This is a genomic window from Streptomyces sp. NPDC002125, assembly GCF_053593715.1.
The window spans coordinates 25,426-47,021 of record NZ_JBSFDD010000018.1 but is presented as its reverse complement, the minus strand read 5'-3'; the positions used below and the strand labels follow the sequence as shown (position 1 = coordinate 47,021).

General features: G+C 71.5%; 20 protein-coding genes and 1 pseudogene. 13 read left to right on the top strand and 8 right to left on the bottom strand.

Annotated features, from left to right (window positions below; all coding sequences use genetic code 11):
* Window positions 1-28 precede the first annotated feature (28 nt).
* The gene (locus ACWCQM_RS26970) at window positions 29-979 is read right to left on the bottom strand and encodes a beta-ketoacyl-ACP synthase III (protein ID WP_450917701.1); all 951 of its coding nucleotides are present in this window, start codon (window positions 977-979) and stop codon (window positions 29-31) included.
* A 286-nt stretch (window positions 980-1,265) separates the two neighbouring features.
* Here ACWCQM_RS26970 and ACWCQM_RS26965 point away from each other — a divergent pair, with 286 nt between their 5' ends.
* From ACWCQM_RS26965 to fdhD, 5 genes are read left to right on the top strand one after another with little or no spacing between them, the layout of a single operon-like run.
* The gene (locus ACWCQM_RS26965; RefSeq protein ID WP_450917700.1) at window positions 1,266-2,255 is read left to right on the top strand and encodes a 2-dehydropantoate 2-reductase; all 990 of its coding nucleotides are present in this window, start codon (window positions 1,266-1,268) and stop codon (window positions 2,253-2,255) included.
* The gene (locus tag ACWCQM_RS26960) at window positions 2,252-4,207 is read left to right on the top strand and encodes a molybdopterin oxidoreductase family protein (protein WP_450917699.1); all 1,956 of its coding nucleotides are present in this window, start codon (window positions 2,252-2,254) and stop codon (window positions 4,205-4,207) included. The genes ACWCQM_RS26965 and ACWCQM_RS26960 overlap by 4 nt, the downstream gene beginning before the upstream one ends.
* A complete protein-coding gene (locus tag ACWCQM_RS26955; protein WP_450917698.1) occupies window positions 4,198-6,066 on the top strand; it encodes an NAD(P)H-dependent oxidoreductase subunit E in 1,869 nt (622 codons plus the stop codon). Before ACWCQM_RS26960 ends, ACWCQM_RS26955 begins: the two co-directional genes overlap by 10 nt.
* Window positions 6,063-6,923 carry a 2Fe-2S iron-sulfur cluster-binding protein gene (locus tag ACWCQM_RS26950; protein ID WP_450917697.1) on the top strand — a complete coding sequence of 287 codons (861 nt, stop codon included), beginning with the start codon at window positions 6,063-6,065 and terminating at the stop codon, window positions 6,921-6,923. Before ACWCQM_RS26955 ends, ACWCQM_RS26950 begins: the two co-directional genes overlap by 4 nt.
* Window positions 6,924-6,928: 5 nt before the next feature.
* Window positions 6,929-7,777 (top strand): formate dehydrogenase accessory sulfurtransferase FdhD, encoded by an 849-nt coding sequence (gene fdhD, locus ACWCQM_RS26945; RefSeq protein ID WP_073748844.1) that lies wholly within the window; start codon window positions 6,929-6,931, stop codon window positions 7,775-7,777.
* Between the two features lie 87 nt (window positions 7,778-7,864).
* Here fdhD and ACWCQM_RS26940 read toward each other — a convergent pair whose 3' ends face one another.
* Both ACWCQM_RS26940 and ACWCQM_RS26935 read right to left on the bottom strand, forming a co-directional pair.
* The gene (locus tag ACWCQM_RS26940; protein ID WP_450917696.1) at window positions 7,865-8,074 is read right to left on the bottom strand and encodes a DUF397 domain-containing protein; all 210 of its coding nucleotides are present in this window, start codon (window positions 8,072-8,074) and stop codon (window positions 7,865-7,867) included.
* Window positions 8,056-8,899 (bottom strand): annotated as a pseudogene (locus tag ACWCQM_RS26935) (helix-turn-helix domain-containing protein). Before ACWCQM_RS26935 ends, ACWCQM_RS26940 begins: the two are co-directional and overlap by 19 nt.
* Before the next feature lie 175 nt (window positions 8,900-9,074).
* Here ACWCQM_RS26935 and ACWCQM_RS26930 point away from each other — a divergent pair.
* The 3 genes from ACWCQM_RS26930 (at window position 9,075) to ACWCQM_RS26920 (ending at window position 10,203) form a co-directional block, all read left to right on the top strand.
* Window positions 9,075-9,332 carry a hypothetical protein gene (locus ACWCQM_RS26930; protein WP_450917695.1) on the top strand — a complete coding sequence of 86 codons (258 nt, stop codon included), beginning with the start codon at window positions 9,075-9,077 and terminating at the stop codon, window positions 9,330-9,332.
* A complete protein-coding gene (locus ACWCQM_RS26925) occupies window positions 9,329-9,610 on the top strand; it encodes a hypothetical protein (RefSeq protein ID WP_450917694.1) in 282 nt (93 codons plus the stop codon). The genes ACWCQM_RS26930 and ACWCQM_RS26925 overlap by 4 nt, the downstream gene beginning before the upstream one ends.
* 341 nt (window positions 9,611-9,951) lie before the next feature.
* Window positions 9,952-10,203, top strand: a complete 252-nt coding sequence (locus tag ACWCQM_RS26920; RefSeq protein WP_450917693.1) for a hypothetical protein — start codon at window positions 9,952-9,954, stop codon at window positions 10,201-10,203.
* 46 nt (window positions 10,204-10,249) lie between these two features.
* Here ACWCQM_RS26920 and ACWCQM_RS26915 read toward each other — a convergent pair whose 3' ends face one another.
* Entirely contained in the window at window positions 10,250-11,281 is a 1,032-nt protein-coding gene (locus ACWCQM_RS26915; RefSeq protein ID WP_450917692.1) for a bile acid:sodium symporter family protein, read from the bottom strand.
* 115 nt (window positions 11,282-11,396) lie between these two features.
* Between ACWCQM_RS26915 and ACWCQM_RS26910 the strand changes: the two genes are divergently transcribed.
* The 3 genes from ACWCQM_RS26910 to ACWCQM_RS26900 all read left to right on the top strand — a co-directional run bounded on the left by ACWCQM_RS26910 (window position 11,397) and on the right by ACWCQM_RS26900 (window position 15,277).
* Complete coding sequence (locus ACWCQM_RS26910) at window positions 11,397-12,290, top strand: LysR substrate-binding domain-containing protein (RefSeq protein ID WP_450917691.1); 894 nt, start codon at window positions 11,397-11,399, stop codon at window positions 12,288-12,290.
* 227 nt (window positions 12,291-12,517) lie between these two features.
* Entirely contained in the window at window positions 12,518-14,317 is a 1,800-nt protein-coding gene (locus tag ACWCQM_RS26905) for an AMP-dependent synthetase/ligase (RefSeq protein ID WP_450917690.1), read from the top strand.
* Window positions 14,318-14,440: 123 nt separating this feature from the next.
* On the top strand, window positions 14,441-15,277 hold the full coding sequence (locus ACWCQM_RS26900; RefSeq protein WP_450917689.1) for an aldo/keto reductase: 837 nt from the start codon (window positions 14,441-14,443) through the stop codon (window positions 15,275-15,277).
* Window positions 15,278-15,347: 70 nt separating this feature from the next.
* On the opposite strand, the gene ACWCQM_RS26895 is transcribed toward ACWCQM_RS26900, so the two are convergent.
* The 4 genes from ACWCQM_RS26895 to ACWCQM_RS26880 are packed head-to-tail and all read right to left on the bottom strand — an operon-like array spanning window position 15,348 to window position 19,880.
* Window positions 15,348-16,058 (bottom strand): class II aldolase/adducin family protein, encoded by a 711-nt coding sequence (locus ACWCQM_RS26895; RefSeq protein ID WP_267078286.1) that lies wholly within the window; start codon window positions 16,056-16,058, stop codon window positions 15,348-15,350.
* A complete protein-coding gene (locus tag ACWCQM_RS26890; RefSeq protein ID WP_450917688.1) occupies window positions 16,055-17,107 on the bottom strand; it encodes an ABC transporter substrate-binding protein in 1,053 nt (350 codons plus the stop codon). The genes ACWCQM_RS26895 and ACWCQM_RS26890 overlap by 4 nt, the downstream gene beginning before the upstream one ends.
* Window positions 17,104-18,309 carry an LLM class flavin-dependent oxidoreductase gene (locus ACWCQM_RS26885; protein WP_450917687.1) on the bottom strand — a complete coding sequence of 402 codons (1,206 nt, stop codon included), beginning with the start codon at window positions 18,307-18,309 and terminating at the stop codon, window positions 17,104-17,106. Before ACWCQM_RS26885 ends, ACWCQM_RS26890 begins: the two co-directional genes overlap by 4 nt.
* The gene (locus tag ACWCQM_RS26880; protein ID WP_450917686.1) at window positions 18,306-19,880 is read right to left on the bottom strand and encodes a GMC family oxidoreductase; all 1,575 of its coding nucleotides are present in this window, start codon (window positions 19,878-19,880) and stop codon (window positions 18,306-18,308) included. The genes ACWCQM_RS26885 and ACWCQM_RS26880 overlap by 4 nt, the downstream gene beginning before the upstream one ends.
* Before the next feature lie 150 nt (window positions 19,881-20,030).
* Here ACWCQM_RS26880 and ACWCQM_RS26875 point away from each other — a divergent pair, with 150 nt between their 5' ends.
* Window positions 20,031-20,840, top strand: coding sequence for an IclR family transcriptional regulator (locus ACWCQM_RS26875; RefSeq protein ID WP_450917685.1), 810 nt, complete (start codon window positions 20,031-20,033; stop codon window positions 20,838-20,840).
* A 135-nt stretch (window positions 20,841-20,975) separates the two neighbouring features.
* The gene (locus ACWCQM_RS26870) at window positions 20,976-21,533 is read left to right on the top strand and encodes an NADPH-dependent FMN reductase (RefSeq protein ID WP_450917684.1); all 558 of its coding nucleotides are present in this window, start codon (window positions 20,976-20,978) and stop codon (window positions 21,531-21,533) included.
* Window positions 21,534-21,596 lie beyond the last annotated feature (63 nt).

Below are 21,596 nucleotides of genomic sequence, written 5' to 3'. Positions count from 1 at the left end.
TACCGAGCACAATGCCACGACGGGGGCCTCAGGGGCAGCGGATCACCTGACCCGCGTACGAAAGGTTTCCGCCGAAGCCGAAGAGCAGGGCCGGCGCACCGCTCTCGACCTCCCCCCGCTCGACCAGCTTGGACAGGGCCATCGGGATCGAGGCGGCCGATGTGTTGCCCGAGTCCACCACGTCCCGGGCGATGACGGCGTTGACCGCGCCGATCCTGCGGGCGACGGGTTCGATGATCCGCAGGTTGGCCTGGTGCAGCACCACGGCCGCGAGATCCTCGGGGGTGACCCCTGCCCGCTCGCAGACCTTCCGGGCGATCGGCGGCAGCTGCGTGGTGGCCCAGCGGTAGACCGACTGCCCTTCCTGCGCGAAGCGCGGGGGCGTGCCCTCGATCCGTACGGCGTTGCCCATCTCGGGCACCGATCCCCACAGGACCGGACCGATCCCGGGCGCCTCGCCGCCCGCCGGGTCGGCGACCACGACGGCGGCGCCCGCCCCGTCGCCCATCAGGACGCAGGAGGAGCGGTCGGTCCAGTCGACGATGTCGCCCATCTTGTCGGCCCCGATGACGAGGGCCCGGGTGGCGGCCCCGGCCCGGATCGCGTGGTCGGCGGTCGCCAGCGCGTGGGTGAATCCGGAGCAGACGACGTTGATGTCCATCACGGCCGGCGAGCCCAGCCCCAGCCGCGCGGCGACGCGGGCGGACATGCTAGGCGAGCGGTCGATCGCCGTGGAGGTGGCGACGAGGACCATGTCGATGTCGGCGGGCTGCAGTCCGGCCGCCGCAAGGGCCTTGGCGGCGGCGTGCGCCGCCAGTTCGTCCACGGGTTCGTCCGGGCCGCCCACGTGCCGGGTCTTGATGCCGACCCGGCTGGTGATCCACTCGTCGCTCGTGTCGACCATGGCCGCCAGGTCGTCGTTGGTGAGGACCTTGGCGGGCTGATAGTGGCCGAGCGCCACGACACGTGAGCCGGTCATGTACGGGTTCCCCTCGCTACGTTTGGCAGGAACTATCCAGTCTTGGTTGCTACCGATCGGTACAAGGGCACGTAACCCCACAGGAATACGGGCCCGAGGTTGGAGCGTCTCGAACAGCTCCCCGGGAACTCACGCGGACACTCCGGCGTCCCGCCGGAAAAGAAGCCGGAAACAGGAGCGGGAGCACACGCTGTCATGAGTATTGACCCTCCGCGAAGGCATACTGTAGACAATATTCTGTCGACTTGACACCCTCGCTCGGTCCTCTCACCGAACGGAGAGCCCCGTGAAAGTCGCAGTTGTCGGCGCCGGAGCCATCGGCGCCTATGTCGGGGCCGCGCTCCACCGCGCGGGCGCCGAGGTCCATCTCATCGCCCGGGGTCCGCACCTGGCGGCCATGCGCCGCGACGGTGTGCGCGTCATCAGCCCGCGCGGTGACTTCACCGCACGGCCCGCCGCCACCGACGATCCGTCGGACATCGGGCCCGTCGACTACGTCTTCCTCGGCCTCAAAGCCAACTCGTACGCACGGTCGGGACCGCTGGTCCACCCGCTGATGCACGAGGGCACCGCCGTGATCGCCGCTCAGAACGGCATCCCCTGGTGGTACTTCCACGGGCTGGCGGGCCCCTACACCGGGCGCAGACTCGACAGCGTCGACCCCGCGGGCTCGGTGAGCGCCACGCTGCCGCCCGAACGCGCCATCGGGTGCGTGGTCTACGCCGCCACCGAGATCGAGGCACCCGGTGTCGTACGCCATCTCGAAGGCACCCGGTTCTCCATCGGCGAGCCCGACCGCACGGTGTCCACACGCTGTCTGGACTTCAGCGAGGCCATGGTCGCCGGCGGGCTCAAGTGCCCGGTGGAGTCCGATCTGCGCAAAGACATCTGGATCAAACTGCTCGGCAACATCTCCTTCAACCCGATCAGCGCGCTGGCCCGGGCCACCATGGGCCAGATCTGCCGCCATCCGGACACCCGCGCACTCGTGGAGTCGATGATGCGCGAAACCCTCGATGTGGCGGCGGCTGTCGGCTGCCGTCCCGAGATCTCCGTGGAGCGGCGCATCGCGGGCGCGGAGCGCGTCGGCGACCACAAGACATCCACCCTCCAGGACCTGGAGAAGGGCAAACCCCTCGAACTCGACGTGCTGCTCGCGGCCGTCGTCGAGCTGGCCGAACTGGCCGGAACGCCCGTACCGACGCTGCGCGCCGTGCACGCGCTCGCGGATCTCCTCGCCACCACCTCCTCGGCCCCAGCAGGGAGCGCGCCATGACCAGCGACCGCACAGGCGGCCGGAACCGCAAGGGCCGGCAGCCGAAGACGTACGAACGCCTCACCCACCCCCTCGTCCGCTCCGAGGACGGCGTGCTGCGCCGTGCGACGTGGGACGAGGCCCTGACCCGGGCCGCCGCCGGATTCCGGCGGACCCGCGAGGCATTCGGACCCGATGCCTTCGCGATGCTCTCCTGCGCCCGGGCCACCAACGAGATGAACTACGTGGCGCAGAAGTTCACCCGGGTCGTGATGGGCACCAACAACGTCGACTCCTGCAACCGCACCTGCCACGCGCCGAGCGTCGCCGGGCTCTCGGCCGCCTTCGGCTCCGGCGGCGGCACCTCCTCGTACGCGGAGGTGGAGCACACCGACCTGATCGTGATGTGGGGCTCCAACGCCCGTTTCGCCCACCCGATCTTCTTCCAGCACGTGCTGAAGGGCATCCGCAACGGCGCCCGGATGCACGCCGTCGACCCGCGCCGCACCTCGACCGCCGAGTGGGCGGAGAGCTGGCTCGGCCTCAACGTCGGCACGGACATCCCGCTCGCCCACGCGATCGGCCGCGAGATCATCCACGCCGGGCTGGTCAACCAGGCCTTCGTGGACCGCGCGACCAGCGGGTACGAGGAGTACGCGGCGCTCGTCGAGCCCTGGACCCTGACCGCCGCCGAGAAGGTGACCGGGGTCCCCGCCGAGGCGATCCGGGAGCTGGCCCACGCCTACGCGACGGCCGAACGCGCGCAGCTGTGCTGGACCCTGGGCATCACCGAGCACCACAACGGCACCGACAACGTCCGCGCGCTGATCAACCTCTGCCTGCTCACCGGTCACGTCGGACGGTACGGCTCCGGGGTCCAGCCGCTGCGCGGCCAGAACAACGTGCAGGGCGGCGGCGACATGGGCGCCATCCCCAACAGGCTGCCCGGCTTCCAGGACATCCTCGACCCGCCCGTCCGGCAGAAGTTCGAGCGGTCCTGGGACACCGTCATCCAGCCGAGGTACGGAAAGACGCTCACCGAGATGTTCGAGGCCATGGAGACGGGCGAGCTGCGCGCGGTGTACTGCATCGGGGAGAACCCGGCGCAGTCGGAGGCGGACAGCGACCAGGCCGTGCGCCGGCTGAGGTCCCTCGACCACCTCGTCGTCCAGGACATCTTCCTGACGAGGACCGCCGAACTGGCCGATGTCGTCCTGCCCGCCACGGCCGCCTGGGCGGAGACGGACGGCACGACGACCAACAGCGAACGGCGGGTCCAGCGGGTGCGCGCCGCGCTCGTCCCGCCGGGCGAGGCCCGCGAGGACATCGACATCATCTGCGCGATGGCCGGACGGCTGGGCCACGACTGGAAGTTCGACGACGCCGAGGCCGTGTGGAACGAGCTGCGCTCGCTGTCGCCCGACCACTTCGGGATGACGTACGAGCGGCTCGCCGAGCACCAGGGGCTCCAGTGGCCCTGCCCCGACACGGAGAAGCTGCCCTCCAGCTTCCTGCACGCCCGGCTCTGGGAGACCGATCCGGCGCTCAGGGGCCGCGCGGCCCCGTTCGGCCTGGTGCAGCACGACCCGCCGGTCGATCTCACCGACGAGACCTATCCGCTGCGGCTGACGACGGGACGACGGCTCGACTCGTACAACACCGGTGTGCAGAGCGGGAGTTACGCATCCCCGCTGCGCCGGGGCGAGTACATCGAGCTCTGCCCGGAGGACGCGGAGTCCTACGGCGTCACGGTGGGCGAGGAGGTGCGGGTGTCGTCCAGGCGCGGCAGTGTCACCGCGCCGGTCTGGATCGATCCGGGACTGAGGCCGGGGCTCGCGTTCATGACGATGCACTTCCCGGACGAGGTCGACACCAACCAGCTGACCATCGAGGCGAACTGCCCGATCGCGGGCACCGCCGAGTTCAAGGCCTCCGCCGTACGGATAGAGAAGCTGGTGCCCGCATGGACCTGAGGTACACGGACGCCGTCCCCTCCGAGGCCGAACGGGACGCGGTGGACGCTCTGCTGGGTCCGCCGCCCTCCGGCTGGGAGGGTGCGGACGCGCGCACGGACGAGGATCTGCGCTGGGCGAGGGGCGGCGCCTCGGCGGCCAGGGACCGCCGTGACCAGCTGCTGCCCGCGCTCCACGCGGTGAACGACCGGGTGGGCTGGATCAGCGAGGGCGCGCTCGGCTACATCTGCCGGCGGCTGACGGTGCCCCCGGCGGAGGCGTACGGCGTGGCGACCTTCTACGCCATGTTCTCGGTGCGGCCCCGACCCGCGAAGGTCCTGCACGTCTGTACGGACCTGGCGTGCGCGGCGCGCGGCTCGGCGTCGGTGTGCGCGGACCTCACCGAGCGGCTCGGCGCGCCCGGCACCCCCGCCGAGGGCGCGGTCTGGCAGGAGAGCCCCTGCCTCGGCCTGTGCGAACGCGCCCCGGCGGCGCTCCTGTTGAGGGCCGGACCGGAACCCGGCCGGCCCTCGGAGGAGGCGCCGCGCACCGCGGCGGTCGTCGCTCCCGCCACCGCTCATGACCTCGTCGCGGCCGCCCGTACGCCGGAGGCCGCCCCGCCGGAACCCCCCGCCCCGGCGGCGGTCCCCCAGGCGGGCGACCCCTCCCTCGTGCTCCTGCGGCGCATCGGCGTCGTCGATCCCGCCTCGCTGGACGACTACCGCTCCACCGGTGGCTACACCGCTCTGCGCCGCGCGTTCGCGCTGGGCCCCGCGGGCGTGATCCGTGAGGTGCTGGACGCCGGGCTCGTCGGGCGGGGCGGCGCGGCCTTCCCCACCGGACGCAAGTGGCAGGCCACCGCGCAGCAGGCGGACGGCCCGCACTACCTGGTCTGCAACGCGGACGAGAGCGAGCCGGGCACCTTCAAGGACCGGGTGCTGATGGAGGGCGACCCGTATGCCCTGGTCGAGGCGATGACGATCGCCGGGTACGCGATCGGCGCCCACCAGGGCTACGTGTATCTGCGCGGGGAGTACCCCCGGGGGTACGAGCGGCTCGCCCACGCCCTGAGGAGCGCCCGCACCCGGGGGCTGCTCGGCCCGGACGTGCTCGGGCAGGGGTACGCCTTCGACATCGAGATCCGGCGCGGTGCCGGCGCCTACATCTGCGGCGAGGAGACCGCGATCTTCAACTCGATCGAGGGGCAGCGCGGGGAGCCGCGCTCCAAACCGCCCTTCCCCGTGGAGAAGGGGCTCTTCGGCAAGCCGACCGCCGTCAACAACGTCGAGACGCTGGTGAACGTACTGCCGATCCTGGAGCACGGCGCCGCCGCCTACGCCGCGACCGGCACGGAGACCTCCACCGGGACGAAGCTGTTCTGCGTCTCCGGGCAGGTGGACCGCCCCGGTATCTACGAACTGCCCTTCGGGGCGAACCTGCGGGATCTCCTCGAACTGGCGGGCCCGCCCGAGCGGTTGCGGGCCGTGCTCCTCGGGGGCGCGGCGGGCGGCTTCGTACGGCCCGACGAGCTGGACATCCCGCTCACCTTCGAGGGCACCCGCGCCGCAGGGACGACGCTCGGTTCGGGTGTGGTGCTGGTCCTGGACGACTCGGTGGAGCTCCCCCGGGTGCTGCTGCGGATCGCCGGGTTCTTCCGCGACGAGTCGTGCGGCCAGTGCGTGCCCTGCCGGGTGGGCACGGTCCGCCAGGAGGAGGCGCTGCACCGGATCGTCGACCGTACGGGGGCCGCGGCCGCCGAGGACATCGCGCTCATGAGGGAGGTCGGGCAGGCCATGCGGGACGCCTCGATCTGCGGTCTGGGCCAGACCGCGTGGAATGCCGTGGAGTCCGCCATCGACCGTCTGGGGGTCTACAAGTGACCGCTGTGCCGCTTCAGCCGCCGCGCCGTCTCGTCTCGTTCACGCTGGACGGCGCGGAGACCCGGGTCCCCGAGGGCTCGACGATCCTGGACGCCTGCCGGTCGGTGGGCAAGGACATCCCGACCCTGTGCCAGGGCGACACGCTGACCCCGAAGAACGCCTGCCGGGTGTGCGTGGTCGAGGTGGAGGGCTCCCGCACGCTCGCCCCCGCCTGCTCCCGGCGCGCCGAGCCGGGCATGACGGTCCGCACCGACACCGAGCGGGCCCGGCACAGCCGGAAGGTGGTGCTGGAGCTGCTGGCCTCGTCCACGGACCTGTCGACGACTCCCCGCGCCGCCGAGTGGATCAAGGAGTACGACGCGAAGCCCGGACGCTTCGGCGCGGAGGCCGCCAGGGTCAACGAACAGCCGAAGATCGACAACGACCTCTACGTCCGCGACTACGACAAGTGCATCCTCTGCTACAAGTGCGTGGACGCCTGCGGCGAGCAGTGGCAGAACACCTTCGCGATCGCGGTCTCGGGGCGCGGTTTCGACGCCCGCATCTCCACCGAGCACGATGCCGCGCTCCCCGATTCGGCCTGTGTCTTCTGCGGGAACTGCATCGAGGTGTGCCCGACCGGTGCGCTGTCGTTCAGCACAGAGTTCGGCATGCGGGAGGCGGGGACGTGGGACGAGCCCGCGCAGACGCAGACCACGACGGTATGCGCCTACTGCGGCGTGGGCTGCAACGTGACGCTCCACGTGCAGGACAACGAGATCGTCAAGGTCACCTCGCCGCACGACAACCCGGTGACCCATGGCAACCTCTGTATCAAGGGCCGTTTCGGCTTCCAACACGTACAGAATCGGGTTTAACGGCTATGGGACGGGTCACCGAGCGTCGCCGCACCATCCGCATCCGGGACGGGGCGGTCACGACCCGTCCCGACACCCTCGTCGCCGAGGAGCCTCTCGAGATCCGGCTGAACGGCAGGCCGCTCGCCATCACGATGCGGACCCCGGGCGACGACTTCGCGCTGGCGGCGGGCTTCCTGGTCAGCGAGGGCGTGATCGGTGAGGGCTCCGAGGTGCAGTCGATCGTGTACTGCGCCGGGGCGACGGCGGACGGCGTGAACACGTACAACGTGGTGGACGTGAAGCTCGCGCCGGGCGTCGTGGTCCCCGACATCACGCTGGAGCGCAATGTCTACACCACCTCGTCCTGCGGACTGTGCGGCAAGGCCAGCCTCGACGCCGTCCGCACCACCACCCGCCATCCCGTCGCCGACACTCCCCCGGTCCGGGTGACACCCGCGCTGCTCGCCGCTCTCCCCGACCGGCTGCGCGACGCGCAGCGGGTGTTCGACCGGACCGGGGGCCTGCACGCCGCGGCGCTGTTCTCGACGGAGGGCGAGCTGCTGGACATCCGGGAGGACGTCGGCCGGCACAACGCGGTCGACAAGCTCGTGGGGCGCGCCCTGACGGACGACCGGCTGCCGCTCTCGCAGGTGATCCTGCTGGTGTCCGGGCGTGCTTCCTTCGAGCTGGCGCAGAAGGCGGTGATGGCGGGGATTCCGGTGCTCGCGGCGGTCTCGGCGCCGTCGTCGCTGGCCGTGGACCTCGCGGCCGAGAGCGGACTGACCCTCGTCGGGTTCCTGCGGGGGCAGTCCATGAACGTGTACGCGGGTGACCACCGCATCGCCCTGGAGGCGGCGGTGGGCCAGGGCTGAGGCGGCCCCGCCCGCTGCACGGGGCAGGGGTCCGGCCGGCGGGGAGCGCCCCCTGCGCCGGCCGGGCCCTCTCCGGCGCGGCGCGCGTCAGGCGCCCATGGCACCATCCTTCACCGCGGAGACGAACGACGACCAGCCCTCCGCCGCGAAGGTGAGCGCGGGGCCTTGCGGGTTCTTGCTGTCACGGACGGGAATCACTCCCGTGAAGCCACCAGCAACCTCAAGACACTGGCCGCCGTCCTGGTTGCTGTAACTGCTCCTGTGCCAGATGGCAGCGGTCAGGTCGAGGGATCGCACGGTACTTCCTCCAGGATGCGCAGAATGAACTTCCGCGAGTCGGGTGGTGACAGAGCCAGGTCACGCACCGAATCGTACGCACGCTGCAGCCGTTCAACCGACGCAGTTTCCTCGACGAGTTCGCCCCTGTACCCGTTTTCGGCGTAGGCAACGGTACGCCCATCGGGCAGGCGTAAAAACATCACGTCAGCGTTGGTGAGGCCGTGCAATCCCGCACTGAACGGTGCCACCTGCACAGTTGCGTCGTCCCGCTCTCCCACCTCTCGCAGATACTCCAACTGCTGCCGCCACTGGCCCGGATCGCGCAGCGGTGTCCTCAACACCGCCTCCGACAGGATGGTCCGGAACTGCGGTGGGTCTTCAGCAGCCAGCAGTTCCCGTCGCCCCATCCGTGCCTCAACTTGCTGGTCCAAGGCATCCCCTCTGAGGCCGCCCGCCGAGAGAAGCTCCCGTGCGTACCCCGGCGTCTGCAACAGCCCCGGCAGCACGCTCACCGCGAAGTGCCACAGGCTCGTCGCCTCCGCCTCCAGCGCCATGTAGCGCTGGTACCGCTCCTTGAACTGTGATTGGTCGCTGATCGCGAGCTCCCACATGGCCAGCAGCAGCCCCGGAGTCCCGTAGTACTGGTCCAGCGCCTGCACGACCTCCGGGCCCGCCGACCGTCTCGCCCTTCTCCATCTTCCCGAAGAGCGACCAGTCCCAGCCCAGTCGTTCGCCGAGCTGCCGCAGGCTGTCGCCGCGCTCGGTACGCAGATGCCGCAGCTCCTCCGCGAACCGTGCCCGTGGTTCCTTGCTGCGGCCTGTGACCGCCCGCCTCGTCGGCATCGCGCCCTCCGTGGAACGTGTGGAACGTGACTCATCCGCCGGGGAAGCACATCCCGCCCTCGGTGTGTCACGGCCCTGACCGGGTCATTCTCGTGACGAGCCCTTCACGCACCGTAGTTCGCGGGGCTCTGTCCAGGCGGAGAAATCCGCGAAAGAACCACCGAAGGAAGCCACCATGACACCGCCGCCGCAGAAGCCGCCCCTCCCCCGCAGGACGCCCAAGATCCAGGAGGCCGTGGATGCGCGCGACGCCCTGGCCGCGGCACTGAGCGGCGCGGGCATCCAGCTCCCGGCCATGGACGTGCGTACCCCGTGGCCGGACGTGGGGGACGGCGCGCGGCCGGCCCGTTACGCGCTCGTCCACCTCGGCGTCTGCTCGGCCCCCGTGGCGCACGCCCTCGCCGCAGTGATCAGGAACGGAACGTCAAGGTGACGGATGACGGCGCCCTCTGCGTCGGGACAGCCGTGCGGGACGGCGACAGCGGCCGGGTGGGCCTGGTGATGGGCCACGAGGGGCCCTACCTCCAGCTCCGCCCGCTCGGCGGCGGCCTGGAGTGGGACGCGGACCCAACCCGCCTACGGCCGCTCGGCCCGGCCGAGTTGCTGAGCGCCCGAGTCGCCGAGGCCAACGCCCGCAGCCGCACCGACCTCGGACTCGCCGGCATACGGGGCTCCTCGCATACCGACCGGGCCGAGGATGACACTCGATGACGGCACAGCGAAGCCCCTCCGGGGGCGCCAGCGACGAGCAGCCCGGGCGCGCTGTCCCGTTCCCAGGAGGGACCACCGTGGTCGGGGACCCGCCTGGTCTCGTGGTCGTACCGGCAACACGTCGGCCGAGGGCCCGGCCTGGCCTTCGCGGTGGCCCGACGGGCTCTACCATCCTGGCCATGGGGAACAGGGAGTGGAGAACGCTGATAGGCGTGGTGAGTGCCAGTGCATTGTGCTGGGGTGTGGCCGGCGCCGTGCACATGCGGTTCGTCTACCACAGCAATGGGGGACGTACCGGTGGGTGGAACCTTCCCGAGGGGGGCGGGTGGTACGAGTTCGCTATGACCGCTGGATTCATCGTGACGATGTACTCCGTCCCCGGTCTGCTGCGCCGCATCGAGTGGTGGCCGGCTATGAGCCTGAGTGTCGGCGCGGCGGTAGGAGTGGTGTCGGTACTGGCATTGGGGCAGGGGCGGCGGTATTGGGTCGCCGCCTCGGTCATGACGCTCATCGGGGTCGCAGCCCCTCTGGTGAACAGGCTCTGGGGCCGCCACCACCCGCTTCGGAGCTCCGCCGGAACGCCCGCAGATTGACCGTGCGGCCGGTTGAGCCCGTAGGAGCGGCACTCACCTGCCGGCGTCAGCCCACCGGTACGGGCTGCTGCGACGTCGCCTCGCCGTCCGCCAGCGGATCCCGGCTGCGGCGCTTCGCGATCACCGCGCAGACCATCAGCTGCATCTGGTGGAAGAGCATCAGGGGCAGCACCGCGAGGCTCGCGTGCGCCCCGAAGAGGACGCTGGCCATCGGCAGCCCTGCCGCCAGGCTCTTCTTCGACCCGGCGAACTGGATGGCGATGCGGTCCGCGCGCCCGAAGCCGAGCCGCTTCGCCCCGAACCAGCTGAGCGAGAGCATCAGGGCCAGGAGCACGGCCTCGGCGCCGAGCAGCGCGCCGAGCCTGGCCGGGGTGACCTGGTGCCAGATCCCCGCCACCATTCCCTCGCTGAAGGCCGTGTAGACGACGAGCAGGATCGAGCCGCGGTCGACGTAGCCGAGGACCTTGCGGTGGCGGCCGATGAAGCCTCCGACCCAGCGGCGCAGCAGCTGTCCCGCGAGGAAGGGCACCAGCAGCTGGAGGACGATCTTCACGAGGGAGTCCGCCGAGAACCCTCCCGCGCTGCCGCCGAGCAGTACGGCGGCGAGCAGCGGGGTGAGGACGATCCCGGCGATGCTGGAGAAGGAGCCCGCGCAGATGGCCGCCGGCACGTTGCCGCGGGCCATCGAGGTGAAGGCGATCGAGGACTGGATCGTCGAGGGCACCAGGCACAGGAAGAGGAAGCCGTCCTGGAGCTGCGGGGTCAGCACGTACGGCACCAGTCCGTGGCTGGCGAGTCCGAGCAGCGGGAACGCCACGAAGGTGCAGGCCAGAACGGTGAGGTGGAGCCGCCAGTGCTTCAGCCCGTCGAGCGCCTCGGCGGTCGAGAGCCGCGCCCCGTAGAGGAAGAAGAGCAGGGCCACCGCGCCGGTCGACGCGCCGCCCGCCACCTCGGCGCCGGTCCCCGACACGGGCAGCAGCGCCGCGAGCACCACCGTGCCGATCAGCGCGAGGATGTACGGGTCGACCGGCAGCCAGGACGGCAGCGAGGGGATTCGGCGGCTGGTGCGGCGACTCATGTGCTCCGTGCTCTCTCGGTGGAATCGTGCCCTCCCCATCGTGCTCCTGATCACCGCGATCGGGAATCCGGTACACCGCACTGACTGTCATCACGATTCGCGATAACCTCGCGCCATGTACGACCCCGTCCAGCTCCGCACCTTCCTGGCCGTCGCCCAGACCCTGAGCTTCACGCAGGCGGCGCGCAGGCTCGGCGTACGGCAGTCCACGGTCAGCCAGCACGTCCGCCGGCTGGAGTCCGAGGCGGGCCGGCAGCTGTTCAGCCGTGACACGCACCGGGTGGACCTCACGGAGGACGGCGAGGCCATGCTCGGCTTCGCCCGGACGATCCTCCAGGCCAACGAGCGGGCGGCGGCCTTCTTCACGGGCACCCGGCTGCGCGGCCGGCTGCGCTTCGGGGCGTCCGAGGACTTCGTCCTGACGCGGCTGCCGGAGATCCTGGAGTCCTTCCGGCGCGAGCACCCCGATGTCGAGCTGGAGCTCTCGGTGGAGCTGTCGGGCGCGCTGCACCGGCAGCTCGCGGCGGGCCGGCTCGATCTGGTGCTGGCCAAGCGCCGCACCGGGGACACCCACGGCGAGCTGGTCTGGCAGGACACGCTGACCTGGATCGGCGCCCCGCAGCTGCGGATCGACCCCGAGCGTCCGCTGCCGCTGATCGTCTACCCGCCCCCGGGCCTCACCCGGGCCCGTGCCCTGGACGTGCTGGAGGAGCACGGCAGGTCCTGGCGGTTCGCCTGCACGAGCGGGAGCCTGAGCGCGCTGGTCGCGGCGGCCCGCGCGGGCCTGGGCGTGATGGCCCACGCCCGGGGGCTCATCCCGCCGGGGCTCGTCCCGGTGTCGCCCAGGGCCGGGCTGCCCGAGCTCGGAGATGTGGATTTCGTGCTGCTGCACGGCCGGCGCAGGGACACGGCGCAGGAGGCGGCGGACGCCCTCGCGGCGGCGATCCTGGCGGGTGGGGACCGGCTCCACCGCGGTCCGGTGGTGCCCACGCACCCCGATCCGGGGTAAGCGCCGCGTACAGATTCGGTGGAGATTCCCGCCCGAGCTACTTACTCCGCGGTCAGAAGTCCGCCCGAGCCTTGCCCATCTGGCCCGATTTCTTCGGTTGGCCTGGCCGGATGCCACATTTTCGCGGGTGTCCGGAGCCTCCCGCGGGCTCGTCCGGTGAGGTAGCGTCGCGGCGCCGTGCGGAGCGCCACAAGGAGCAGCAATTGCGCGAGTTCACCGTCCCACCCATGGCCGCTGCCCCACAAGTCGGCGGTCTTGCCGATACTGTCTTCGACTTCGCGGAGGAAGACCCTCGCCGTACGGCCCTCGGCCGCAAGGACGAGCAGGGCCAGTGGCACGACGTGTCGGCGGCCTCCTTCCGCGACGAGGTGCTCGCGCTCGCCAAGGGGCTGATCGCGCACGGCATCCGCTTCGGCGACCGCGTCGCCCTGATGTCCCGTACGCGCTACGAGTGGACCCTCTTCGACTTCGCGCTCTGGACGGTCGGCGCCCAGTCCGTGCCCATCTATCCGACGTCGTCGGCCGAGCAGGTCCTGTGGATGCTCCACGACGCCGAGGTCGCGGCGGTCATGGTCGAGCACGAGGACCACGCCATGACGATCGGTTCGGTGATCGACCGGCTGCCGAACCTGCACCGGCTGTGGCAGCTGGACGCCGACGCGGTGACCGAGCTCGTCGCCGCAGGGGCCCTGGTCGACGACGAGGTCGTCCACCGGCACCGCCGCGCGGTGACCCCCGACTCGGTGGCGACCGTGATCTACACCTCCGGCACGACGGGGCGCCCCAAGGGCTGTGTGATCACCCACGCCAACTTCATGTTCGAGGCGGACACGATGGTGAGCCGCTGGCACCCCGTGTTCCTGACGAAACCCGGCGAGGAGGCGGCGACGCTGCTCTTCCTGCCGCTCGCGCACGTCTTCGGACGCATGGTGGAGATCGCGGCGCTGCGCGGCCGGGTGAAACTGGGGCACCAGCCGGAGCTGTCGGCGAAGGCGCTGATGCCGGACCTGGTGGCCTTCCGGCCCACCTTCATCCTGGCGGTGCCGTACATCTTCGAGAAGGTGTTCAACGGCGCGCGCCGCAAGGCGGAGTCGGAGGGGCGCGTCGGCGCGTTCGACAAGGCCGTCGAGATCGCGGTGAAGTACGCGGAGGCCATGGAGGAGCGCGCCTTCGGCACCGGCCCCGGGCCGTCCGCCGGGCTGCGGATGCAGCACCAGTTCTTCGACAAGGTCGTCTACCGCAAGGTCCGCGAGGCGATGGGCGGCCGGGTGCGGCACGCCATGTCGGGCGGCTCCGGCATGGACCGGCAGCTGGGGCTGTTCTTCGCGGGTGCGGGTGTCACGGTCTACGAGGGCTACGGACTCACCGAGACGACGGCTGCTGCCACGGCCAATCCGCCGGAGCGCACCCGCTACGGCACGGTCGGCCAGCCGATCCCCGGCTCCTCGGTGCACATCGCCAGGGACGGGGAGGTCTGGGTGCACGGCGCCAACGTGTTCTCCGGATACCTGGGCGACCCCAAGGCCACGGACTCCGTGCTGCACGACGGCTGGCTGGCCACCGGCGACCTGGGCTCGCTCGACGAGGACGGCTATCTGACCATCACCGGGCGCAAGAAGGAGATCCTGGTGACGTCCGGCGGCAAGAGCGTGGCGCCGTCGGGGCTCGAGGAGCGGGTGCGCGCGCATCCCCTGGTCGCGCAGTGCATCGTCGTCGGCAACGACCGGCCCTACATCGCGGCGCTGGTCACCGTGGACCACGAGTCGGTGGAGCACTGGCTCGCCATGCAGGGCCGTACGCCGATGCGCCCCGGAGAGCTGGTGCGCGACCCGGACCTGGAGATGGAGGTGCGCCGGGCGGTGGTGGCCGCGAACACGGCGGTGTCCCAGGCGGAGTCCATCCGTACGTTCCGCATCCTGGCGCACCAGTTCACGGAGGAGCACGGCCTGCTGACTCCGTCGCTCAAGCTGAAGCGGAAGGCGATCGAGACGGCGTACGCGGCCGAGGTCGACGCCCTCTACCGGTGAGTCCGGCGGAGCGCCGACGGGGCCCCCGTCCGGTTCACCGGATCGTGGCAGGTGGGAATGTCTGGGCGCCGCTGATCGTTGTCCCTGGGACGTATCAATCGACAACGTAAGGATCGACTGCTCGTGAGCCAGGTCCCCACCATCAAGCTCAACAACGGCCTCGAGATGCCGCAGCTCGGCTTCGGTGTCTGGCAGGTGCCGGACGACGAGGCCACGGCGGCCGTGTCCACGGCCCTTGAGGCCGGGTACCGCAGCATCGACACCGCCGCGATCTACGGGAACGAGTCGGGCACCGGCAAGGCGATCGCCGCCTCCGGTGTGGCCCGTGACGAGCTGTTCGTGACCACCAAGCTATGGAACAGCGAGCAGGGGTTCGACTCGACGCTGCGCGCGTTCGACGCGTCGCTGGACAAGCTGGGTCTGGACTACGTCGACCTCTACCTCATCCACTGGCCGGTGCCGGCCAAGGACGCCTACGTCGACACGTACAAGGCCTTCGAGCGGATTCTCGCCGACGGCCGCGCGAAGGCCATCGGTGTGTCCAACTTCCACCAGGAGCACCTGGAGCGCCTGCTGGGAGAGACCTCCGTGGTCCCCGCGGTCAACCAGATCGAGCTGCACCCGCAGCTCCAGCAGGCCGAGCTCCGCGCCCTGCACGCCGAGCACGGCATCGCCACCGAGGCCTGGTCGCCGCTGGGCTCGGGCAAGGGCCTCCTGGAGGTCCCCACGGTCGTCGCCGTCGCCCGCAAGCACGGCCGGACCCCGGCCCAGGCGGTGCTGCGCTGGCACCTCCAGACCGGAAACGTGGTGATCCCCAAGTCCGTGACGCCGTCCCGGATCGCGGAGAACATCGACGTCTTCGGCTTCGAGCTGGACGCCGACGACCTCGCCGCGTTCGCGGCCCTCGACGAGGGCAAGCGCCTCGGCGCCGACCCGGCCGAGTTCAACCTCGGCGCCTGATCACTCCGGGCACCACCGGCGCCCTCACCGCCTGTTCGCGGTGGGGGCGCCGCCGTGTCTCCGCCTCCCGTCAGCCCTCCAGGTCGAGTTCGGCGATGCGGGCCCGGGCCCGGGGGCTGTCGGCACGCCCCATGGCCCCCCACTGCTGCTCCAGCACGCCGGGGCCGAAGTTCTTCGATCCGCCCAGCGGCTCGGCAAGCGTCTGGGCGCGGGCCCCCTCCTCGATCAGCAGGATCGTGCGCGCCAGGTCGATCAGTCCCCCGCGTCCCCAGATGGTCGCGCCGCCGTTGGCCTCCAGGATTCCGGGTACCTCGGGGTCCGCGTCCAGCACCCGCACGATGAAGGCGTCCTCGGCCTCCCGGCGGTCGAGGTAGACCGGGATCTCCTCGGCGAGCGTGTCGCGCTGCACCGGCACGTAGCGCAGGGGCAGGGGGCGGTGCGTCTGGGCCCAGGCGGCGAGGTGCGGGGTGTGCACATGGGAGATCGCGTTGAGCCAGGGGTGGGCGGCGAAGACGGCGGCGTAACGCAGCCCGTCGCCCCAGGGGCGCAGCGCGTCGGGCCCGTCGAGGATGGAGGTCAGCACCACCTCGGGCGAGGTGCCCGGCCGCAGCGGGTCGGGGTGCTTGACCGCGGCGACCAGCTGATCGCCCGGGGCCCGGACCACGAAGCTCAGCGTCGCGCTCGCGGTGATGGTTCCGGTCTCGCGCAGGACCCGGAAGGCGGTCGTGGCGTCGTCGAGCAGCGTCGCGGAGAACGAGTCGACGTCGGTGGCGGCGCTCATCGGGCGGCCACCAGTTCACGGGCCCGCGCGAGGGGTTCACGCGCCACCCATCTGTCGAGGGCGAAGCCGTTCGCGGCGAATTCGTGGGACACGAGGAACTCCTTCTGTTGCTCCAGCAGGGTCAGCCGGTCGTCGGAGAGATCGGGATGGAGCGTGCGGTGGAAGTCACCGCGGTGGGCGGCGGCGACGCTCTCCGGTGCGCCGCCGGTCTCGTCGTGCAGCACGCGGAGAAGCTCGTCGCGGTGGCCGGCCGCCCAGTCGGCGGCACGCAGGGTCTCGGCCAGGAAGCGCGCCACGAGCCCGGGGTGTTCGTCCAGGGTCCTCTCGTGGACGGTGATCGGTCTGGGCGTGCCGTTGTTGACCCGGAAGGCGGGGTCGTCGTGGTCGTCGAGGTCGATGCCGATCACCGCCCCGGCCGCCGCCGCGTGGTCGAGCGCGGCGGAGCCCTTGGCGTAGACGGCGTCGACCTCCCCGCGCGCGAGGGCGTCGATGCCCGTCCACGGCCGGACCAGCGGGCCGTTGACGGTCCACCCCGGCTGGGTGTCCCGTGCGTCGGGCACCTCGGTGAACCGGACGGCGTCGAGGCCGAGCCCGGCGAGGGCGAGGGCACCGCGGAAGCCCTGGAGCGCCATGGCCCGCATGATGCCGTCGCCCGGCGGCGGGCCGTGCGCCGGAAGGGCGGCGCGTCGCCCCGCGAGGGCCTGAGGGGTGTCCAGGCCCTCCCCGGGCCGTACGAGGATCACCTGCCGTTCGTCGATCCAGGTCAGCCCGATGAGCCGGGTGGGCGCGCCCTTCGCCCGGGCGAGGAGGGCGGGAACGCTGCCCCCTTCCCGGAAGAGGCCCGGCAGTCCGTGGTCGAGATGGTGCCGTGCCAGCTCCGGGTCACCGTCCTGGAGGAGGGCGACCCGGATTCCGTCGGGCGCGAACGCGGCGTCGAGCAGACCGAGCCGGTGGGCCAGGCCGCTCGCCGTGGGTACGGGGCACCTGGTGAGCCGGATCGTGTCGATGGTCCCCGTGCCCGTCCCCGGGGGCCGGCCGGGCGCCGTCATCGCAGGCCGGCGGGGGCCGGGGAGGAGGGGAAGCGGGCGAGCAGATCGTCGTAACCGTCGTGTGTGAACGGCTCGGCCTGAAACTCGTGGTCGACGTCCAGGAGCGGCAGCACGTCCCGTCCGAACCGGAGCGCCTCGGTGGCGAGCGGCCACCCGGAGAGGATGAACGCCTCGGCGCCGTGCGCCGCGTACTCGTCGAGCCGCGCTGCCACCTGGGCCGGGGTGCCGACCAGCCAGGTGCCCGCTCCGGGGCCGAAGAAGTCGAACCCGAAGTTGCTGGGGCCGAGCCAGGTGTTGGGGGCGACGACGAGGTCCTCGACCTCCGGCAGCCGCCCGGCACGCAGCGCGTCCACGCAGCGCCGTACCCGGGGGTCGTCGGTCTCCACCTCCTTCTCCAGCCAGCCGGCACCGAGCTTGTAGGAGACCAGTTCCACCGCCTTGGCGTGCGAGGTCTGTTCCAGGAGCCACCGGGCGTACGCCCATGCCTCCTCCTCCGTGTCGCGGACGATCACCTGGAGCCTGGTGCCGTAGCCCAGCGTGCGGCCGTGCCCTGCGGCGATCTCGGCGACCTGCTGGAACCTGGCGCCCAGCCGGTCGGGCAGGTCCGCGAAGCTGAGGTAGAAGTCCACGGTCTTCGCGGCGTGTTCGACACCGGCCGGGGACGCCCCGGCGCCCCAGAGCGGGATGCGCTCCTGGACCGCCTCGGGGAAGAAGGTGAGCGGGATGTCGAACGTGCGGGGGGCCAGCCGGATGTGCTTGCCCTCGTAGCCCTCGGAGCTGCTGCGCCAGCGCCGCGAGAACGCCTCCCAGTACTCGGCGCTGTAGGCGTACCGCTCGTCGTGGGGAAGGAACATCCCGTACTCCGGGAGCCAGGAGTCGTGCCCGTTGACGACGTTGAAGAGCAGCCGGCCGCCGCTGAAGTTGTCGAGGGCCAGGGCGATGTCGACGAGCTTGGCGGGTGAGACCAGGCCCGGATACAGCGCCACCAGGAAGCGCATCCGGCGGGTGAGCGGTGTCAGCGCCGACGCGAGGGCGAGCGGTTCGTGCGGGCCGGTGGGCAGCAGGGCGCCGTAGAGCCCGACCCGGTCGATCACCTCGGCGATGGCCCGCAGCCGGGGCAGGTCGTTGCGCCAGACGCCGTGCTCCTCCCAGGGCACGGGGCCGTCGGCGGACTGGAGGTACCAGAGGATCTTCACGGTCATGGCTGCGGCTCCTTGGCCTCGTGTGCGCCTGCGTCTGTGGTCGTGTACGTGTCGTCCGTGAGCACGAGCCCGGCCGCACGCTCGGCGACGACCGCCGTGGGGGCCATGCTGTGGCCGCGGTTCAGGAGCGGGATCGCCGAGGCGTCGACGACCCGGAGGCCGTCGATCCCCCGGACCCGCAGATCGGCGCCGAGCACCGCGTCAGGGTCCCCGGGTGGTCCGAAGCGGGCGGTCCCGGCCGGATGGAACATGCCGCTGGCGGTGCGCCGCACGAAGGCGTCCACCTCGTCGTCGGTCGCGCCGTCGCGGAAACCGAGGTCGGCGGGGTCGGCGGCGTACGGGGCGAGTGCCCGGGTGCGCAGGAGTCGTTGGGCGAGCCGCGAGCCGGCCCTGAGCACCGCGAGGTCCTCGCCCGACGGGTCGCCCAGATAGCCGGGATCGATGAGCGGCGGCACCAGGGGGTCGGCGTCGGCGAGCCGTACGGTCCCCCGGCTGCGGGGCTGGAGCGCGATCACGCCGAGCGTCACACCGGGTCCACCGCCGCCCGCCGCCGGGGCGAGCACGATCTCGATGTCCGGGTCCTCCGCTCCCAGGCCGCTGCGCGCCAGCACGACCGCGCCCGCGCTCGCGCCGCCGGCACCCTCACCGTCCACGGGCCGGGAGTCCGGCGCGGCCCGGAAGGAGCCGCCGACGCAGATGTGGTCCTGGAGGTTCCGGCCCACCCCCGGCAGCGCGGCCACCACCGGGATTCCCAGGCTCGCGAGGTGGTCCTCGGGTCCGATTCCCGAGAGCAGCAGCAGGTGCGGTGTCCGTACGGCTCCGGCGGCGAGGAGCACTTCGCGGCGGGCGGTGGCCGTGGAGGGCGGGCCGCCGTCGCGGCGGTAGGTGACGCCGCGGGCGCGGCCGGCGGCGGTCTCGACCCGGGTTGCCTGCGCGCCGGTGACGACGCGCAGGTTCGGCCGCCGGCGGGCCGGTCCGAGGAACGCGTCCGCGAAGGTGACGCGCCGGCCGTCCCTGGCCGTCAGCCGGAGTGTGTCCACGCCCTCCGGCCGGACGGACAGATGATCGCCGCGTACGAGGCCGAGTTCACCGGCGGCGGCGAACACGGCCTGCTTCAGGGGGTGTTCGCCGCTCGCCTGGACGGGCAGCGGCCCCCGGCCCTCGCCCTCGTGCCTGCGGAAGGCGTCCAGCGCCGCGGCCCAGTCCCATCCGGGCCCGTAGGCCGCCCAGGCGTCGTAGTCCGCGGCGCCGCCCCTGAGCCAGAGCGACGCGTTGACGGCGGACGATCCGCCGACGGCCCGCCCGGCGTGCCAGCCCACGGTCCGCCCGCCGAGCCCGGACTGCGGCTCGGTGGTGTGGGCCCAGTCGGCCTCCGTGCCCAGGAGTTCGGCGGAGCGCTCCGGGTGCCGGGTCTGCGGGGTGTCGTCGAGCTCCTGCCCCGCCTCCAGCAGCAGCACGGTGGTCCGCGGATCGTCGGACAGCCTCGCGGCAACGATCGAACCCGCGACTCCGGCGCCAACTACCACGTAATCGTAGGCGTGTTGATCGTCCGAACCTTCGGCGGATGTCATGACTGCAGGCTGTGCCAGCTCCGGAGAGCTTGTCAAATAGTGAAGGCACATTTCACATTGCGGCAACCTTCGCCATGATGGAATCGGTAGCGCAGAACCGCCGACCCCCGTCCCCGGCAACCGGGGACGGCCGAAGGGACAGGACTTCGCATGGCACGCCAGGACGCACCGGACCCCCGGCAGACCCGCCCGGCGGGCGCCCAGACGGTGGAGCGGGCCTTCGAGGTACTCCAGTGCCTGAAGACCGCTCCGGGCCCCGTCGGCGTGTCCGACATCGCCCGGAGCCTCGGTCTGAACGTCAGCAGCGTCTACCGGATGGTCCGGGCGATGGAGCGCGCCGGATTCCTCGAACAGGACGCCACCACCCGCAGATACCGACTGGGCAGCGCGATAGCCGGGCTCAACCGCGTGCTGTTCCACCAGAGACGGTTCGACCTCGCCCGGCCCGAGTTGCGCAGGCTCGCCGGCGAGACGTCCGGGTCGGCGGTCCTGGCCCTGCGCGACGGGAACGAGACCCTGGTGGTCAGCGACCTGTCGGCCGACGGCGTGGAGCCGGACGATCCCAGGGCTCCGGTCGCCAACTCCGTCCCCCTGCACGCCTCCGCGTTCGGCAAGACCCTCCTGGCCTGGCCGGCGGGACAGGAGGCGGACCTCGAACCGCTCGCCCCCTTCGAGCGGTTCACCGACCGCACGATCACCACGGCCGAAGGACTGCGGGCCGAGCTGGAAGCCACCAGGCAGCGCGGCTACGCACTCTCGGACCGGGAGCTCTACCCGCTCCAGCTGACCGTGGCCGTACCGATCCTCCATCAGGACGGCGGCAGTTACCTCGCCCTCGGCGTCGGCACCACCTGGACGCGTGGCGCCGCCGCCAGGACGGCCGCGGTCGCGCGGCTGGTGCAGGAGAGTGCCCATCGCCTCCGCCCCCTGCTGGTCCCCGGCCACCCCGAACGGTGGTGAGGGGGTGCGCCGTTGGCGTTCACACACGCCGGATCACTTCGTTCCCGTGAACAGATCCCGAAGTGAGTTGACGTATCACCTCGGGCCCCACACCCTTGAGTTGATACATCAACTCACTGGATGAGGGAAGCAGCCATGCCCAGAATTGCCGTGATCGTAGGAAGCGTCCGCCCGGGTCGCGTCACCCGCGAGGTGGCCGAGTGGGTGCACACCGTCGCGTCCAAGCGTCCGGAGGCCGACTACGAGCTGGTCGACCTCTCCGACTTCGACCTGCCGGCTTACGACGAGGCGCTTCCGCCGCAGTACGGGAAGTACGAGAACGCGCACACCAAGCGCTGGGCCGCGAAGATCGGCGAGTTCGACGGCTTCGTCTTCGTCACGCCCGAGTACAACCACAGCGCGCCCGCCGCGCTGAAGAACGCGCTGGACTACATCTACGGAGAGTGGAACAACAAGGCCGCCGGCTTTGTGAGCATCGGTGCCGCGGGCGGCGTGCGCGCCGTGGAGCACCTGCGCCAGATCGCGTCGGAGCTGCAGATCGCCACGGTGCAGGCGCAGCTTCCGCTTCCGGTCTCGGTCGACTTCCCGAGCTACCCCTCGTTCTCCCCCTCGGAGACCCGTGAGGACGAGCTCGGCCGGGTTCTCGACCAGCTGGAGACCTGGGCGACCGCGCTGAAGGCCGTACGCGGATAACGGCGGACCGCCTGAATTCCGCCGTCGCGGAATGACCGTCCCCTCTCGCGCCAGTCGCGGGAG

What these genes read in the sequence shown, in the direction of transcription:
- ACWCQM_RS26870 (WP_450917684.1), top strand. Translation starts at nt 20,976, where the DNA reads ATGCCCAGAATTGCCGTGATCGTAGGAAGCGTCCGCCCGGGTCGCGTC.
- ACWCQM_RS26960 (WP_450917699.1), top strand. Translation starts at nt 2,252, where the DNA reads ATGACCAGCGACCGCACAGGCGGCCGGAACCGCAAGGGCCGGCAGCCG.
- fdhD (WP_073748844.1), top strand. Translation starts at nt 6,929, where the DNA reads ATGGGACGGGTCACCGAGCGTCGCCGCACCATCCGCATCCGGGACGGG.
- ACWCQM_RS26905 (WP_450917690.1), top strand. Translation starts at nt 12,518, where the DNA reads ATGGCCGCTGCCCCACAAGTCGGCGGTCTTGCCGATACTGTCTTCGAC.
- ACWCQM_RS26910 (WP_450917691.1), top strand. Translation starts at nt 11,397, where the DNA reads ATGTACGACCCCGTCCAGCTCCGCACCTTCCTGGCCGTCGCCCAGACC.
- ACWCQM_RS26890 (WP_450917688.1), bottom strand. Translation starts at nt 17,107, where the DNA reads ATGACGGCGCCCGGCCGGCCCCCGGGGACGGGCACGGGGACCATCGAC.
- ACWCQM_RS26970 (WP_450917701.1), bottom strand. Translation starts at nt 979, where the DNA reads ATGACCGGCTCACGTGTCGTGGCGCTCGGCCACTATCAGCCCGCCAAG.
- ACWCQM_RS26930 (WP_450917695.1), top strand. Translation starts at nt 9,075, where the DNA reads ATGACACCGCCGCCGCAGAAGCCGCCCCTCCCCCGCAGGACGCCCAAG.
- ACWCQM_RS26920 (WP_450917693.1), top strand. Translation starts at nt 9,952, where the DNA reads ATGACCGCTGGATTCATCGTGACGATGTACTCCGTCCCCGGTCTGCTG.
- ACWCQM_RS26880 (WP_450917686.1), bottom strand. Translation starts at nt 19,880, where the DNA reads ATGACATCCGCCGAAGGTTCGGACGATCAACACGCCTACGATTACGTG.
- ACWCQM_RS26955 (WP_450917698.1), top strand. Translation starts at nt 4,198, where the DNA reads ATGGACCTGAGGTACACGGACGCCGTCCCCTCCGAGGCCGAACGGGAC.
- ACWCQM_RS26875 (WP_450917685.1), top strand. Translation starts at nt 20,031, where the DNA reads ATGGCACGCCAGGACGCACCGGACCCCCGGCAGACCCGCCCGGCGGGC.
- ACWCQM_RS26895 (WP_267078286.1), bottom strand. Translation starts at nt 16,058, where the DNA reads ATGAGCGCCGCCACCGACGTCGACTCGTTCTCCGCGACGCTGCTCGAC.
- ACWCQM_RS26915 (WP_450917692.1), bottom strand. Translation starts at nt 11,281, where the DNA reads ATGAGTCGCCGCACCAGCCGCCGAATCCCCTCGCTGCCGTCCTGGCTG.
- ACWCQM_RS26885 (WP_450917687.1), bottom strand. Translation starts at nt 18,309, where the DNA reads ATGACCGTGAAGATCCTCTGGTACCTCCAGTCCGCCGACGGCCCCGTG.